Raw genomic sequence first — 16,985 nt, 5'->3', positions numbered from 1 at the left:
ATGAAAATAATGTTAGGTGGGAAATACATGTTAGAACAATTTCATATACATGCTGATTTAAAACAACAGCTTTCTACGATTCATGAAAAGAATAAACAAGAAGCTGGTGAAAATGCACATTTAATCGGAACGAAAATATATAAAGCTTCTGATAATAGCATTATTGAAGATGCAATTACAGCACTTCTTCTTGGCAAGAACATTCTATTAAAAGGACCGACTGGTAGTGGTAAAACAGTACTAGCGGAAACTCTTTCTTCTTTATTCCAAAAACCAATGCATAGCATTAACTGCTCTGTCGACTTAGATGTAGAGGGTATTTTAGGATACAACACACTACAAACGAAAGATGGTGCATCTGAAGTTTCATTCGTTAACGGTCCTCTTATGAAAGCAATGAAGAACGGTCACTTCCTATATATTGACGAAATCAATATGGCAAAACCTGAAACTTTACCGCTACTTCACGGCGCATTAGATTACCGTAAAATGATCACAAACCCATTTACACAAGAGGTCGTATACGGTGATGACGAATACCGTGTAATTGCTGCGATTAACGAAGGTTACGTTGGAACAAGTGAACTAAATGAAGCGTTAAAAAACCGTTTCGTTATTATTGAAGTTCCTTACATTCAAGGTGACACATTAAAAGAACTATTATTAGCAGAATCAAAATTAAATGATGTTGCAACAATTGAAAAGTTTGTTGCCTTTGCAAGCGACCTTATGCCTTTAGCTCGCGATGGACGTGTAAGTGAAGAAGCAGCAAGTATTCGTGGCATTATCGACGCATGTGATTTAGGTGTATATATTCCTGTTATGCGAGCGATTGAACGAAGCATAATTGCAAAACTTAGTGATGAAACAGAACAAATGACTGTCCGTGAATTAGCAGAAAGTTATTTCTTTGAGGGATAATTTATGAGACAAATTTTTAGTGACAAAAAAATTGATGCGTCGCTGTTTCTACAAATGGAAAACTTAATGTATGCCCTTCTAAAAGAAGACGATGCCTATCTTGAATATGGCTATAAAGCATACTACGACGAAATTGAAAAGAAAGTTGTCATTAGTCACTTTTGGGATGATCGAAAAGAAGAAGATACAGTAATCGGATTAAAAAGCGAAGTGTTCTTAAAAGCACTTGGTAATAAACATTACTCGGACATGACTTTAATTCGTTCTTATGCGATTGAATTGCAAGAATCGCCCCTAAAAAAGTTTTTAACACAATTATTTGTTCTATTAGAAGATTTACGCGTTGAGGAAATCGTAAAGAACTTACGTCCTGGCACGAAGCATGTTTTTAAACGTCGAAAAGAAATGTACCGCAACTATTTCGGCTCTCAAAATGAAATAAACCGCGTTCGTAATTATCACGGCGATCGTCTATTTTGCCTATGCTATCTTTCATTAACGAGTGATAAATATGAAATGTTTAATAATGAATATTTTGAGCAAATTGAAGCGATTTTACATGAAACATTCCAAGCACGTAATACAGAAGATATTATGTATATCGTTGAGAAAATTCGCTATCGCTTAGAGGCGCTTCTTGAAAGTGATATGCTTAACAACTATTTCGGACATGCCCCACTTTACTTATCTGTCCTTGCAGACGAAAAGAACTGTCGCGTCGAAGATTTAGCAAATGATGATACGCAGCTTATAGATGACGATGAAAATAAAAACAAAATGGATGAAAGTTTCTCCACATGGCATCGTGAAAATAAAAATAACGAAAACGAGAACTTTTTACGCTTTGAATTAGAAAGCGGAACAAAAACAAACATGATGGGCGATACTGCTCGTGAATCAGAAGATGGCGACCAAGCACTTGGTTCTGTACAAGGTACTTCACAAAAAAGTACACAATCCAACTTTGATGGCGCTGATACAGAAGAAGCAAGGGCTTCACACGCTTCTAGCCAGCACGACGGTGCATACGGTAAGTATAATGTAGGTGCTTCTCATACATTTAAAGAAGCTCGCAAACCAAACTCAGATGAGAAAAAAGATTACCAAGCTATCAAATCAGTCGTTAATAAAGATGTAAAAGAATTAAAGAAAATTATCGAAAAAACGATTGAAAATAAAACGAATGCAAATAGTGATAAATATTACGGAAGACTTCGTAAGAAATTCCTTCGTATTTATACTGAAAAGCAGCCTCGCATGTTTTATAAAAAAGGGCAAGAATCACAAGAGCTCGACGTTGCATTCCAACTGTTAGTTGACTGTTCTGGTTCTATGTATAACAAAATGGAAGAAACGAAGAAGAGTGTTGTACTATTCCATGAAGCTTTAAAATCTTTAAAAATCCCGCACGCTATTAGCGGATTTTGGGAAGATGCCTCTAGCGCTAAACCTGAAGATAAGCCGAACGTTATCCATGAAGTTGTAAATTATAAAAACTCAACGTTACCAAACGTTGGTCCAGAAATTATGCAACTTCGTGAAGAAGAAGATAACCGCGACGGATATATTATTCGTATCGTTTCTGAAAAGCTTGCCAAAAGACCTGAGAAACATAAATTCTTACTAGTCTTCACAGACGGTGAGCCTTCTGCGCTAGACTATCAACAAGACGGAATTTTAGATACGCATGAAGCTGTTAAACTCGCGCGTAAAAGTGGTATGGAAGTAATCGGTATCTTCATCGAAGAAGGCGAAGCGAAAGAAGCAACTTATCAATTGATGAAAAACATTTATAACCATCACTTCTTAGTTGCAAATCACGCTGAAGATTTACGACTGAAGATTAAACCATTACTAAAAAAATTATTACTGAAGACGATTGAATAGAAAATAGGAGCCTTGTGGCTCCTGTTTTTTCGTTCAATTACTTTGTTTCTGGTTGAAACTTGTATGGAATGGCTATTTCTAACAAATATTCAAATCCTCCGTCATAGTATGGGAAGCGCTCATTCGCAATTGTTCGATCCATCCACTCTACTGCAGAAATTTCACCTTCATCTTCCGCAATAAGTTCACCTTTTTCTACATTCGCTCGGAATGTAAAAAATAGCGCATGATTCCCTGATTCTTCAAAGAATTTTTCATTGATCGCAACAAGTCCACCTAACGTAGCAGTTAAACCTGTCTCTTCTTTCACTTCTCTTATTAGTGCTTCCTCTAATATTTCACCTTTTTCCACAGCCCCGCCTGGCAATGACCAAACGTTTTGTTCTACATTATGTACCATTAATATTTTATCTGTTTCTTCGTCATGTATTAGTGCATATACGACATCAACTCTTTGCATAAGACTTCTCTCCTTCCAAAAATGAGGAAGAGCCGATTCCTAAAAATCGACTCTTCCTATTAATTCATCACTAACTCAGCTGTGAGCTTTTTTTTTAACTTAGCCAGCATGTCAGTTGTCATTTTGTCTAAATCGTATTCTGCTTTAAAGCCCCACTCTTTCATTGCTGCTGTTGCATCAATAGAGTTTGGCCAGCTATCAGCGATTGTTTGACGAGCTGGATCTACTGCATAATCCATTGTAAACGTCGGAATGTTTTTACGAATTGACGCTGCAATTTGCTCTGGCTCGAAGCTCATTGCTGTAATGTTAAATGCATTTCTATGCACTAGCTTACTTGGATCAGCTTCCATTAATGAAATGATCGCTTGTAAAGCATCAGGCATATACATCATGTCCATGTACGTTCCTTCAGCAATGTATGAGGTGTATGCACCTTTTTTAATCGCCTCATAATAAATTTCAACTGCATAATCAGTTGTTCCGCCTCCTGGAGGAGCTACGTAAGAAATTAAACCTGGGAAACGGACACCGCGCGTATCTACGCCAAATTTTTGATGATAATAATCACACAGTAATTCTCCTGCTACTTTGTTTACCCCATACATCGTAGTAGGACGCTGAATTGTATCTTGCGGTGTATTATCTTTTGGCGTCGATGGACCGAATGCACCGATAGAACTTGGCGTGAAGAACTTACAGTTTAATTCACGAGCTGCTTCTAGAGCATTTACAAGTCCACCCATATTTAAATTCCATGCAAATAACGGATTTTTTTCTGCTGTTGCTGAAAGTAAAGCTGCTAAATGAATAATTGTATCTACTTCATTACGCTTTGCGATATCATGTAGTTTTTGTCCCTCTGTTACATCTAACGTTTCAAATGGACCAGACGTTACTACTTCACTATCTGTTTCACGAATATCTGTTGCAATAACATTTGATGCGCCGTATACATCACGAAGTTTCATTACTAGTTCAGAACCAATTTGCCCTAAAGAACCGGTTACTAGAATTTTTTTCATTTTCCCCACTCCTCATTTGCAAGCTATTCAAAAGATGTCGTTACTTAAATGATGCCCATTTCTTTTCCTACTTTTTCATACTTAAGAATTGCTTCATCTAACATTTCTTTCGTATGAGCTGCTGTAGGCATATTACGAACGCGCCCTGTTCCTTTTGCTACAGTTGGGAACACGATAGATTTTGCGTATACACCTTCTTCATTTAGACGTTTACTAAATTCTTGTGTTAATACTTCGTCCCCAATGATACAAGGTGTAATTGGCGTTTCACTTTCCCCAATGTTAAAGCCAAGTTCTTTTAATCCTTGTTTCAAGTAGCGTCCATTTTCCCATAAACGATCGTGTAACTCTGTGCTTTCCATTAAGATTTCAATTGATCTCATGCAAGCTGCTGCATCAGCTGGTGTTAATGCTGTAGAGAATAGGAATGGACGTGAACGAACTTTTAACCAGTCAATTAAGTTTTGTTTCCCTGCTACATACCCACCAATTACCCCAATTGCTTTTGATAATGTACCAATTTGGAAATCAACTTTATCAGAAAGACCGAAGTGCTTTACAGTTCCTGCACCTTTTCCAAGTACACCTGAACCGTGTGCATCATCTACGTATGTCATTAAATCTAACTCTTCTGCAATCTCAACAATTTCTGGTAGTTTTGCAACATCTCCATCCATCGAAAAGACACCATCTGTAATTACCATTAATTTATTGTAAAGACCTGATTCTTTCGCCGCGATTGCTTTTTGGCGTAAATCTTCCATATCAGAATGTTTATAAACAATAATTTTTGCTTTTGATAAACGACTACCGTCAATAATAGATGCATGATTTAATTCGTCTGAAAGAATCGCATCATTTTTATCCATAACAGCTGAAATCGCTGCCATATTACAGTTAAATCCTGATTGATAAGCAATTGCTGCTTCTGTATGTTTAAACTTTGCAATTGTTTCTTCTAAATTAATATGCAAATCTAAAGTACCGTTAATTGTACGAACAGCCCCTGCTCCAACACCGTACTTATGAATAGCACCAATTGCTGCTTCTTGCAAACGGCTATCTGTTGCTAATCCAAGATAGTTGTTTGAAGATAAGTTAATATATTCTTTTCCGCCAATTGTAATGATTGGTCCATTTGAACTCTCAAGCGGATCAATTACGTTATAAAGCCCCTTTGATTTTAAATCCTCTAAATTTTCTTCTAAAAATTTCGCAAGTGTTTTACTAGACATCGTGAAGCCTCCCATCGTTCATGTAAGCGGATTATTGTCTTAATAGTTCTAATAATCCCTCTACTAGCTTAACACGTTTTCAGAATTTATTATAGAAAAATAGTTTAAAGTAACCGCTTACAATTTTAGATTATATATGATTCATTACAATAAATCTATCATTTACTTTTCATATTTGATAGAATTAAAAAAATATTTCCGGAGGTTTCAAACATGGCATTTACAGAATCTGATGTATACAATAACACAGCATTTTTCGAACAATATATGAAACGAAGATACCGAGAAAATAGCCCAAATGAATCCATTGAAAAACCAGTATTCATTCAGCTCATTGGTCATGTACGAGGAAAACAAATTCTCGATTTAGGCTGTGGTGATGCTAAGTTTGGCGCGGAATTATTAGAAAAGGGTTGCTACTCTTACACCGGCATTGAAGGCTCCGAACTTATGTATGAAAAAGCTAAAAAACAACTAGAAAATAAAAATGGATCTGTTCATTTTTTAAACCTCAAAGATTATACCTACCCCTCTTCCACTTTTGATTTAGTAACATCTAGACTCGCCTTACATTATATTGAACATCTTGATACCATTTTTCAAAATGTATTTCAAACTTTAAAAACAAATGGCACCTTTACCTTTAGCGTTCAACATCCCGTTATTACTTCTTCATTTGAAAGCTTACAAACGAGTGGTAAAAGAACGAGTTGGCTCGTCGATGATTACTTTAAACTAGGCAAACGGGTTGAACCATGGATTGACCAAGAAGTTATTAAATATCATCGTACAACGGAAGATTATTTCACATTATTACAGCAAGCCGGATTTACCATTACATCATTAAAAGAAGCTACACCAAATCCAACCTATTTTCAAGATGAAGAAGAGTATAAACGTCGCTTACGTATTCCTCTCTTCCTCTTATTTTCTTGTACCAAATAAAAAAAACGATGAATCACTCATCGTTTTTTATCTCATTGCCTGAGCAACTTCTTTAACTACACGTCTTCCTCTTCCGTGCGGGATACAAAGTGGTGTTCCAAACAACGGATCCGTACTAATTTGGCACTCCATTCGGAATACATCACGTACTAGTTTCTCATCTACCACTTCTTCAGGTTTACCTTGTGCATATATTTGTTTATCTTGAATGGCTACAATGTTATCTGCATAGCGGCATGCTAAATTTAGATCATGTAATACCATAACAATTGTTCTTTGTTCTATTTCATTTAATTCGAATAATAAATCTAGCACTTCAATTTGGTGAGTCATATCTAAATATGTAGTAGGCTCATCCAGTAAAATAATATCTGTATCTTGTGCAAGTGTCATTGCGATCCAAGCACGTTGACGTTGTCCACCTGAAAGGGCATGCACATCACGCTCAGCAAATTCTGTCATACCTGTTGCTGCAAGTGCCTTCTGTACCATTTCCTCGTCTTTTTCTGACCATTGCTTCAGCCATGTTTGATATGGATAACGCCCTTGCTTTACAAGTTGTAATACTGTAAGTCCTTCTGGTGCTTGTGGTCCTTGCGGTAAAATCGCCATTTGACGAGCAATTTGCTTCGTTTGCATACTTTGAATTGCTTGATTATCTAACAAAATATCACCATTTGTTGGCTTTAATAATCTGGCTAGTGAACGTAATAAAGTTGATTTCCCGCAACCGTTAGAACCAATAAAAATTGTAATTTCTCCATTTGGAATTTCTAAGTTCAGCTCATCAATAATAATTGTTTCACCATAAGACAACGTCAAGCGTTTCGTCTCCAATGCTTTTTGCATATTCATCTCCCTTTATGAATTCCGACTTTTATAAAGTAAATAAATAAAATAAGGTGCACCAATTGCTGATGTAAATACCCCTGCTGGAATTTCAAGTGGTGTGAAAATTGTACGCCCTATTAAATCTGCAGCAAGTACTAGAATTGCACCGACAATAGCTGCAACTGGGAGCAATGCACCGTATAAAGAACCAACTAATCTTCGTGAAATATGTGGTGCCATTAAACCGACAAATCCAATCCCTCCGGCAAAAGCTACCGCACCACCAATTAAAGCTGTACTAAGTAATAACATAAATACACGCGACTTTGTTAAAGGAACCCCAAGTCCTACCGCTATATCATCCCCTAGCTCTTGTGCATTTAAATGCCTAGCTGCGATAAATGATATTACTGTTAAAATGAGAACCCAAGGTGCAAGTACCATAACATTTTGCCAAGAAGAGCCGTAAACGGTACCCGTAATCCATACATTCGCTTGGCTCGCTTGATAAATTGGTGCTAACAACATAAATAATGTTGTTGCCGCCTTCGTTAATGCCCAAAATCCAACACCAATTAAAACGAGACTAATTGGTGATAATCCATCATTTTTCCATGCAAATAAGTATACAAAAACCGCTACAATCGTTGCGCCTACAAAAGCTGCGAGCGGCATATAATGAATACTTACCGTTAGTGCATTATTTTTATCACTAAATAGCGCTAAAAATAATACAACTGCGACACTTGCCCCGCCCGTAATCCCGATGATATCAGGAGAAGCAAGTGGATTTCGAACGAGCCCTTGTAAAATACAGCCCGCTACTGCAAGCGCAATTCCTACGAGGATAGCAATTAAAATACGTGGCATACGAAACTTATTCACAACCATATTTGACATCGCATCGCCATTTCCAGTAATTGCTTGCCATACGTCATAAGGAGCAATTTTCATGTCTCCCATACCTGCGCTCGCAAAGAATAATCCTATTAAAACAACTAGTAAACTTAACAAGACGAGACAAGCTCGTTTATACATTAAAAACGAGAGCTCACCTTTTCCTATACGAAACGGAATATATTTCTTCATTTGCTAAGCCCTCTCTTACGTGCAATATAAATAAAGAATGGAGCTCCAATAAATGCTGTCATAACTCCTACTGGTACTTCTTGTGGCATAATGACATATCTTGCTGCTATATCAGCCAATATTAGTAGTATTGCACCTAACAATCCGCTATAAGGTACTCTCCATCTGTGGTCAACTCCAACAAGAAATCTCGCAAAATGCGGAGTAATAATTCCAATAAATCCAATTGGGCCAGCAACCGCAACTGAACCACCAGACAATAGTACAATAATAAGTAACACGAATGATTTCATTAAAATTGTTCGTTGTCCAAGTCCTTTCGCGACGTCTTCTCCCATCATCAATGTATTTACTTTCCCTGCCATCATAAGAGATGCAATCCATCCTATTAATAAATATGGGAATACAGATTGTAAAATTTCTAACTTTCTCCCTTGCACAGATCCAGCAAGCCAAAATAATACCTCTTCAAGTGCTTTTTCATTTAACACAAGTAATCCTTGTGTTAATGATGAAAATAATGCACTAATTGCGACCCCTGCTAACGTTAACTTAAGAGGAGTAGTCCCTTCTTTTCCTAAAGAACTAGAAGCAAATACAAGTACAGCTGCAACCGCCGCTCCTAAAAAGGCAATCCATGTGAAAGCTGATAATGATGTTACTGAAAAGATTACAATTGCTACAACTATAAAGAACGCAGCACCTGAATTTAATCCAATAAAATCTGGAGAAGCAAGTGGATTCTTAGTTAAAGTTTGCATAAGACAACCAGCAATGGCTAAACTAGCACCAACACTAGCTGCAATTAACGCCCTAGGCAGACGTACATTTTGAATAATAATATGTTCATTGGAACCGTTAAAATGGAAAAAAGCATCCAATGCTAGTTTCCAACTCGTATTTGTATATCCGAAAATAATACTTCCCCAAATACAAATAACGACTGCAATGATTCCAACAAATAATCCAATCCATTTTGCTCGATTTGTTTTTAATAACATGCAGCGTTTCCCCTTCAATGTATAATGATACGTTGTTAGTGTATTTCAACTTAATTCTCATTGTCAACGGAAATGAGAATTATTTTCACCCATATGTATTGACAATCAAAAGATAAAAGCTTAATATCATGCTTGCTATTGAAAAATATTCTCAACATGTAGGGGGTACATAATGAATTTCATGCGGAAGAAATCGTTTACAGTATTTGTATTTTTACTAGCATTTTCAATGCTTTTAAGCGCTTGTGGAAAATCAAATAACAAAGAAGAATCTACAAAAGAAGATAATAAAAAAGAAGTGGTTACTGTAGAACATGCAATGGGTAAAACAGAAGTTCCTGCTAATCCAAAACGTGTAGTTATCTTAACAAATGAAGGAACTGAAGCTTTACTTGAGTTAGGTGTGAAACCAGTTGGTGCTGTAAAGTCTTGGACTGGTGACCCTTGGTATCCACATATTAAGGATAAAATGAAAGATGTAAAAGTTGTTGGTGATGAAGGACAAGTTAACGTTGAAACAATCGCTTCTTTAAAACCAGACTTAATTATCGGTAACAAAATGCGCCACGAAAAAGTGTACGAACAATTAAAAGCAATTGCACCTACTGTGTTCTCAGAAACATTACGTGGTGAATGGAAAGATAACTTCAAATTTTATGCAAAAGCATTAAATAAAGAAAAAGAAGGTCAAAAAGTTGTAGCTGATTACGAATCACGTATGAAAGATTTAAAAGGCAAACTTGGCGATAAAGTAAATCAAGAAATCTCTATGGTTCGTTTCATGCCTGGTGATGTTCGTATTTATCATGGCGATACATTCTCTGGTGTTATTTTAAAAGAACTTGGATTTAAACGTCCTGGAGATCAAAACAAAGATGATTTTGCAGAGCGTAACGTATCTAAAGAGCGTATTTCTGCTATGGATGGTGACGTATTATTCTACTTCACATTCGATAAAGGAAATGAGAAAAAAGGATCTGAACTAGAAAAAGAATATATAAACGATCCTCTATTTAAAAATTTAAATGCTGTAAAGAATGGTAAAGCATACAAAGTCGACGATGTTATTTGGAATACAGCTGGCGGTGTAATTGCTGCTAACCTATTACTAGATGACATCGAAAAGCGCTTTGTTAAATAATACACCTCTAGCCAGCACCCTCCTATGGTGCTGGCTATTTTCTATTTCACTGAAGTGTCACATTATTTCATTTTGTATTTTTATTCCCAATATGTTATATTATAAAAGTAAATAGAATATATTTTCTCTATATCAGAATAAATATTTTATTCTAAATTTTCTGATTAATCACTATTTTATTTTCTTTTAGAATTCAATTATTACATTTGAAAGCGCTTATCATCTCGTTTTCAGGGCAAAATACAGTAACGGTTGAAGAAAAATAGAATTTTTTTAGAAATTTTCTTTCTATTTCCATATAATTCTATTGACTTCTAAATATTTTGTAAATTAAAATGATTACATAAATATCCGTTATACAGGATTAGGGGGAAACAAAAATGGATGCAGCTTTAAAATTAGACAAAGCTGGAGAGCAACAATCACCAAAAAAACATCCACCAGGGTTGTACTTGTTGTTCTTAACAGAAATGTGGGAAAGATTTAGTTATTATGGAATGCGCGGCCTTTTAGTTCTTTATTTAACGACTGCTGCGGTTAGTGGCGGGTTAGGATTTGATAAGGCGTTTGCAGTGCAATTATATGGTACTTTTACAGCGGCAGTATATTTCATGCCAATTATAGGTGGATGGCTAACAGATCATTATATTACAAGACGTCATGCCATTACTCTCGGCGGAATTATTATGGCAATCGGCAACTTTGTACTATTCTCAATGAATACAAAAACAGGACTATTTCTAGGATTAATACTATTAGTTATTGGTAATGGGTTCTTTAAACCAAATATTTCTACACTGTTAGGTGAATTGTATGGTGAAAATGATTCGCGTCGTGACAGTGCATTTACTATCTTCTATATGGGTATTAACGTAGGTGCTTTCTTCGCTCCACTTATTTGTGGATTTTTAGCAGAAGATTTCTTTAAAACAAGCGTTGATGGCGTTATGGTTATGGGATATAAATACGGATTCTTAGCAGCTTGTATCGGTATGATTATTGGACAAATTGTTTTCAACTTATTAGCTCCTCGCTACCTTGGTACAGCAGGAACAACAATTGTTGGTAAAAAAACAAAAAATCAACCTGCAATCGAAAAGAAACCTTTAACAAAACAAGAAAAAAATCGCACTTGGGCAATTGTAATTTTAACTTGTTTCGTAGTATTCTTCTGGGCAGGCTTTGAACAAGCTGGTAGTTCTTTAACACTTTATACAGATAAATTTGTTGATCGTACAATTTTTGGATGGGAAGTTCCAACATCTTGGTTCCAATCCGTTAATCCAGCGTTCATCGTACTCCTTGCACCATTCGTATCTATGCTATGGTTAAAACTTTCTAAATCAAAGCGTGGCGATTTAAAAATACCAACAAAAATGGCATTTGGTATGATTTTACTAGGTATAGGTTACCTGGTTTTAACATTAGCGGTTCTAAAAACCGGAAGTAGTGAAGCTGATATAACTGTTAAAGCAAACTTATTATTCATCGTTATCACTTATATGTTCCATACAATTGGAGAACTATTCTTATCACCAATCGGTCTATCAATGGTAAGTGCAATTGCACCTGTTAAATTAGCATCATTACTAATGGGTGTATGGTTAGCTGGTTCAGGTATGGCTAACTGGTTAGCTGGTAAACTTGCTTCCTTTACACAATCATTAGGATACCTTGAAGTATTTGCAAGTATTGGCATTATCGTTATCGTCTTAGGACTTGTACTCCTTCTCTTCTCTAAAAAAGTTGCGAGTATGATGGAATAATACAAAAAAAGACGCTTCTAAAATCAGAAGCGTCTTTTCTATTACTTCTCCTCTAAAGCTGTCACGTCCACATGAACGCTCTCACCAGGATTAGATACATCATACACTTGAGCACTCCCCTTCTGCTCATCACAGCTCTCAATCCATACTGGTACGCCCTCATATGTAACGTCAATTCTACTTGAAGAAGATAAAATTTGTTTCACACGTTTCACATCCATACTACTATCCCTCCTTTTGCTTACTACACTCCTTTCTATTTTTTCTTTTCCTTTTAGAATATATTCCGTAAGGCAGCATGTTGATTGATAGTCATTTCTTCCTCACATGCTAATATTTACTCTCTCGCTACCTTTCTGACAAATAAAAAAAGACGTATATTCCATACGTCTTTTTCCATAATATTCAAATTTTAAGAAAATAATGTTTTTACTACCGCACTTACTTTATCATTATGGATTTGATAATACACTTCTAATCCTCGTCTTTCAAAGCGCACTACTTTATTTTGCTTTAACTTCGTTAAATGTTGTGAAACCGTTGATTGCGGAATTTCTAATACTTCCTGTAGTTGTGTTACATTACATGTTCCTCTTTGCATAAGTTCCATTACTAGACGTAGACGAAGTGGGTGAGCTAACGCTCTTAACATTTGTACATCTTCTTCTGAAATACGACATTCGAATTGATTTTGGCTCATAAAGTTCCCCTCATTTTCGTTTTTATTTGCGTTTTTATGTTCTTTTTATTTATTTATATATCTGTTCTTATATTTCCTGTTACGACATAACTTTATCAACCTATAAAGCCGAAAAATTTTTCCATCTTTATCAGCAAAAATTCAGGAAAAAATCCTTGCTGATTTTGAATATTATACTATATGATATAACGAAAAAGCAAAATAATGGCCTACGAATACTTTGCTTGCAAACGTTGTTTTATCAAGCTTTTTGTTATATTTTCACCTCATTGAAACGCACAGTAACGGTATTGTAAAATACCGTCTATAATTGATAACCTATCGTAATGTAGTTGAACTATAATTAACCTTTTTGTTACGCTAAAAGGAATTTTCAGTAAAAAGAGATGATGTGATATTAAAAATTTGTTTCTAATTTTTTATTCGTATTGCAAGCGGTTGGACTGTTGTGCAAAACTTCCTATTTAAATCCACTCACCAATCCTCCCTCACACTAGATCAAATAGGACAGATAGGTGCATATATTAAACTTTATACTCGATATAAAAGACGGCATCTAGTATACACTTATAGGAAACACGCCATCTGAATAAGCAAAATAATATGCAAATAGTTTATACAGCACACTTAAATTCATTTGAGTGTGTTTTTTGTCTACTTTATGAACAAAGCTTTTCTTTTAACACTATTATGGAATAATTATACTTTTTTACGTTGACAATAGTGTTGAAGGAGAATATACTAAGCATGTAAGTTGATTGTGAATAATTTCACAAATAATGTGAATTTCTTCACATATAATAGATAGGAGTTGTCATTATTATGAGTACTTGGACACAAATTTATGACCCATTAAACAATATTTGGTTATCTGCACTAATCGCAGCACTTCCAATCTTTTGTTTCATCATTTGTTTAATGGGATTCAAAATGAAAAGTTACATGGCTGGTCTTTATAGTGTGATTGTCGCTATTATCCTTGCAATATTTGTTTATAAAATGCCAGCAACAGTAGCTGTAGCATCTGCTGGATTCGGTGTTTTATCTGGATTTTATCCAATTTGTACTATCGTTATCGCCGCAATTTTCCTTTACAAATTAACTGTTAAAACAGAGCAATTCAATATTATTCGCGATAGTATTTCAAGCATTACAAATGATCAACGTTTACAAGTATTATTAATCGCTTATTCTTTCGGTGCTTTCTTAGAAGGTGCAGCTGGTCTAGGGGTTCCAGTTGCTATTACAGCCGCACTACTTGTAGGTATGGGCTTTAATCCATTAAAAGCAGCAGGTATTTGTTTAGTAGCTAATATTGCTGGTGGTGCTATGGGTGCTATGGGTATTCCAGTTACAGTGCCAGCACAATTAACTCAACTTGACGCATTAACTATTGGTCGTCAAACTGTTCTTATTTTACCTTTCATTAGTATTATTTTACCTTTCTTACTTGTTTCAATGGTCGATGGAATTAAAGGTATTAAAGAAACTTGGCAAGGTATTCTTGTAAGTGGTGTTTCTTTCGCTATTACTCAATTCGCTGTGACTTACTTCTTAGGTGCAGAACTTACTAATATTTTCGCAGCAGTTGTAAGTATGATTGCTCTTGCATTATTCTTACGTGTTTGGCAACCAAAATCTTCTACTAAAGAAGAAAAACAAGAAACTAAAGTATCACATACATTCAATCAAATTTTATACGCTTGGTCTCCATTCGTATTCTTAACTGCATTTGTAACAATCTTTAACTTAAAACCGATTAAAGCTTTATTTGCTCCAGATGGTGCGTTAGCAAACTTAGTATTTAACATTCAGTTCCCTGGTCTTCATAATGCTGTTATGAAAACTACACCAATTACAAAAGCTGATACACCTTTCGCAGCTGTTTTCAAATTTGATGTATTCTCTTCTACAACTACTGCGATTGTACTAGCAATTATCGTTTCACTTATCGTTTACCGCGTAAAAGGTAAAATTGTTAAAGAATTAATGATTGAAACAATGAAAGAATTAAAAGCTCCAGTATATACAATTTGTAGCGTTATCGCTTTAGCTTACGTAGAAAACTACTCTGGTATGTCATCTACACTTGGACTTGCATTCTCTTCTACTGGTAATGCATTCCCAGTTCTTTCTCCAATCTTAGGATGGATTGGCGTATTCATTACAGGTTCAGTAGTTTCAAGTGGTTCTTTATTCGCACCACTTCAAGCAGTAACAGCAGACCAGTTAAACATCGTTCCTTCTACACTCGTTGCCTTAAACGTAGTAGGTGGTACAATGGCAAAAATGGTTTCACCACAATCTGTAGCAGTTGCTTGTGCCGCAGTTGGACTAGTTGGTAAAGAATCTGCTCTATTTAAAACAGCAATGAAATACAGTTTAATCTTCTTAGCTGTTATTAGCTTACTTCAATTAAACGCTGTATTTAATATCTTTTAAAAATAAAACACCGATCCAAGTGGATCGGTGTTTTTCACATTACATTTTTTTATTTTTTAATAAAGAAGCTCCAGCAATTTCAGGGTGAGTCATTTCGAATGGATCTAAAATAATATCCAATTCCTCTTCTGTCAGTACACCATGTTCTAAACATAACTCCCTAACAGATTTCCCTGTTTCAATTGCTTCACGTGCAATACGAGATGCTACTTCATAACCAATATGAGGATTAACTGCTGTAATAATTCCAACACTTTTCTCAACATATTGCTTCAGCAATTCTTCATTTGCCGTAATTCCTTCAATACAATATTCACGGAATACACGGAATCCATTATTCATAATACTAATAGATTGAATTAAATTAAATACAAGCACAGGCTCCATTACGTTTAACTCTAATTGTCCTGCTTCTGATGCTAAGCAAATTGTATGATCGTTTCCGATTACTTGGAATGCGACTTGGTTAATCACTTCTGCCATAACTGGATTTACTTTTCCTGGCATAATCGATGAACCTGGCTGACGTGCTGGCAATTGAATTTCAGCTAACCCAACACGTGGACCAGACGCCATAATACGAAGATCGTTTGCAATTTTAGACATGTTCATCATACATACTTTAAGTGCTGCAGATACCTCTGTGTATGCATCTGTATTTTGCGTTGCATCAACTAAATGCTCTGCACCAACAAGTGGGAATCCACTAAACGTTCTTAAATGTTTTACCACTTGTTCAATATACATAGGATTTGCATTTAATCCTGTACCAACAGCTGTCGCGCCCATATTCACTTCATATAAATGTTGACGAGACTGTTTAATTCTTTTTATATCACGCGCAAGCACTCGGCTATACGCTTCAAATTCTTGTCCAAGGCGAATTGGAACTGCATCTTGTAAATGTGTGCGTCCCATTTTAATAACATGATCAAACTCTTTTGCTTTTTTACGAAAAGCAGAATGAAGTTCTTCCATTGTAATAAGAAGCTTTTCTAACATCATAAGAGTTGCAATATGAATCCCTGTTGGAAACGCATCGTTCGTTGATTGGGCCATGTTCACATGAGTGTTTGGGCTAATTTTCACATACGCCCCTTTTTCATATCCCATACGTTCTAATGCTCTATTCGCAATTACTTCATTTGTATTCATATTAATAGAAGTTCCGGCTCCACCTTGAATAGGGTCCACGATAAATTGATCATGAAACTTTCCATCAACAATTTCTTGCGCTGCTTCTGCAATTTCATGTCCAATGTCTTTAGCTAAGTAACCAGTATCTATATTCGCAAGCGCCGCCGCTTTTTTCACAATTGCCATTGCTGTAATGAGTGATGGATGAATGCGATATCCTGTAATTGGGAAGTTTTCTACGGCACGTAATGTTTGTACACCATAATAAGCTACACTTGGTACTTCTTTTTCACCTAAAAAATCTTTTTCTATACGTATATCCTTCGTTGCTATCATTTTTATCACCTATACTTTTTCATTCTAAATCCTTATCCAAAAAATCCGCCCTCTAAAAACACGAGTATC

The 16,985-nt window shown here is 35.7% G+C and carries 15 protein-coding genes; 6 read left to right on the top strand and 9 right to left on the bottom strand.

The genetic code is table 11. The annotated features are described in order from the left end of the window. The first annotated feature begins 27 nt into the window (after positions 1-27). Both V7S45_RS03235 and V7S45_RS03230 read left to right on the top strand, forming a co-directional pair. Positions 28-921 (top strand): MoxR family ATPase, encoded by an 894-nt coding sequence (locus tag V7S45_RS03235; RefSeq protein WP_025689437.1) that lies wholly within the window; start codon positions 28-30, stop codon positions 919-921. 3 nt (positions 922-924) lie between these two features. Beyond that, positions 925-2,808 (top strand): VWA domain-containing protein, encoded by a 1,884-nt coding sequence (locus V7S45_RS03230; RefSeq protein ID WP_001248851.1) that lies wholly within the window; start codon positions 925-927, stop codon positions 2,806-2,808. Between the two features lie 37 nt (positions 2,809-2,845). On the opposite strand, the gene V7S45_RS03225 is transcribed toward V7S45_RS03230, so the two are convergent. Genes V7S45_RS03225 through V7S45_RS03215 form a run of 3 tightly spaced genes read right to left on the bottom strand, consistent with a single transcriptional unit; the run spans position 2,846 to position 5,528 of the window. Further along, entirely contained in the window at positions 2,846-3,268 is a 423-nt protein-coding gene (locus V7S45_RS03225; RefSeq protein WP_342761650.1) for an NUDIX hydrolase, read from the bottom strand. Between the two features lie 59 nt (positions 3,269-3,327). Further along, positions 3,328-4,293 carry an NAD-dependent epimerase/dehydratase family protein gene (locus V7S45_RS03220; RefSeq protein ID WP_025689434.1) on the bottom strand — a complete coding sequence of 322 codons (966 nt, stop codon included), beginning with the start codon at positions 4,291-4,293 and terminating at the stop codon, positions 3,328-3,330. A gap of 44 nt (positions 4,294-4,337) precedes the next feature. After that, the gene (locus V7S45_RS03215; protein WP_025689433.1) at positions 4,338-5,528 is read right to left on the bottom strand and encodes a glycine C-acetyltransferase; all 1,191 of its coding nucleotides are present in this window, start codon (positions 5,526-5,528) and stop codon (positions 4,338-4,340) included. Positions 5,529-5,741: 213 nt separating this feature from the next. Here V7S45_RS03215 and V7S45_RS03210 point away from each other — a divergent pair, with 213 nt between their 5' ends. Then, positions 5,742-6,473 carry a class I SAM-dependent methyltransferase gene (locus V7S45_RS03210; protein WP_342761649.1) on the top strand — a complete coding sequence of 244 codons (732 nt, stop codon included), beginning with the start codon at positions 5,742-5,744 and terminating at the stop codon, positions 6,471-6,473. Between the two features lie 27 nt (positions 6,474-6,500). On the opposite strand, the gene V7S45_RS03205 is transcribed toward V7S45_RS03210, so the two are convergent. Genes V7S45_RS03205 through V7S45_RS03195 form a run of 3 tightly spaced genes read right to left on the bottom strand, consistent with a single transcriptional unit; the run spans position 6,501 to position 9,394 of the window. Next, complete coding sequence (locus V7S45_RS03205; RefSeq protein WP_025689430.1) at positions 6,501-7,322, bottom strand: ABC transporter ATP-binding protein; 822 nt, start codon at positions 7,320-7,322, stop codon at positions 6,501-6,503. Positions 7,323-7,334: 12 nt separating this feature from the next. Then, a complete protein-coding gene (locus tag V7S45_RS03200) occupies positions 7,335-8,393 on the bottom strand; it encodes an iron ABC transporter permease (RefSeq protein WP_025689429.1) in 1,059 nt (352 codons plus the stop codon). After that, complete coding sequence (locus V7S45_RS03195; RefSeq protein ID WP_000925232.1) at positions 8,390-9,394, bottom strand: iron ABC transporter permease; 1,005 nt, start codon at positions 9,392-9,394, stop codon at positions 8,390-8,392. The genes V7S45_RS03200 and V7S45_RS03195 overlap by 4 nt, the downstream gene beginning before the upstream one ends. 172 nt (positions 9,395-9,566) lie before the next feature. Here V7S45_RS03195 and V7S45_RS03190 point away from each other — a divergent pair, with 172 nt between their 5' ends. Further along, the gene (locus V7S45_RS03190) at positions 9,567-10,535 is read left to right on the top strand and encodes an iron-siderophore ABC transporter substrate-binding protein (RefSeq protein ID WP_001010276.1); all 969 of its coding nucleotides are present in this window, start codon (positions 9,567-9,569) and stop codon (positions 10,533-10,535) included. 380 nt (positions 10,536-10,915) lie between these two features. After that, positions 10,916-12,301 (top strand): peptide MFS transporter, encoded by a 1,386-nt coding sequence (locus V7S45_RS03185; RefSeq protein ID WP_000338319.1) that lies wholly within the window; start codon positions 10,916-10,918, stop codon positions 12,299-12,301. Between the two features lie 41 nt (positions 12,302-12,342). Here the strand turns inward: V7S45_RS03185 and V7S45_RS03180 are convergent, their stop codons facing one another. Beyond that, a complete protein-coding gene (locus tag V7S45_RS03180; RefSeq protein ID WP_000382679.1) occupies positions 12,343-12,522 on the bottom strand; it encodes an acid-soluble spore protein H in 180 nt (59 codons plus the stop codon). 191 nt (positions 12,523-12,713) lie between these two features. Next, on the bottom strand, positions 12,714-13,001 hold the full coding sequence (locus V7S45_RS03175; protein WP_000081428.1) for a metalloregulator ArsR/SmtB family transcription factor: 288 nt from the start codon (positions 12,999-13,001) through the stop codon (positions 12,714-12,716). Positions 13,002-13,823: 822 nt separating this feature from the next. Between V7S45_RS03175 and V7S45_RS03170 the strand changes: the two genes are divergently transcribed. Continuing rightward, entirely contained in the window at positions 13,824-15,443 is a 1,620-nt protein-coding gene (locus V7S45_RS03170; RefSeq protein ID WP_342761648.1) for a lactate permease LctP family transporter, read from the top strand. 39 nt (positions 15,444-15,482) lie between these two features. Here V7S45_RS03170 and aspA read toward each other — a convergent pair whose 3' ends face one another. Further along, on the bottom strand, positions 15,483-16,916 hold the full coding sequence (gene aspA / locus V7S45_RS03165) for an aspartate ammonia-lyase (protein ID WP_025687040.1): 1,434 nt from the start codon (positions 16,914-16,916) through the stop codon (positions 15,483-15,485). Between the last annotated feature and the right edge of the window lie 69 nt (positions 16,917-16,985).

This window comes from Bacillus sp. BR3(2024), assembly GCF_039134555.1.
Taxonomy (GTDB): Bacteria; Bacillota; Bacilli; order Bacillales; family Bacillaceae_G; genus Bacillus_A; species Bacillus_A cereus.
The sequence above is the reverse complement of the archived record's forward strand: the minus strand, read 5'-3'. Positions and strand labels throughout refer to the sequence as shown.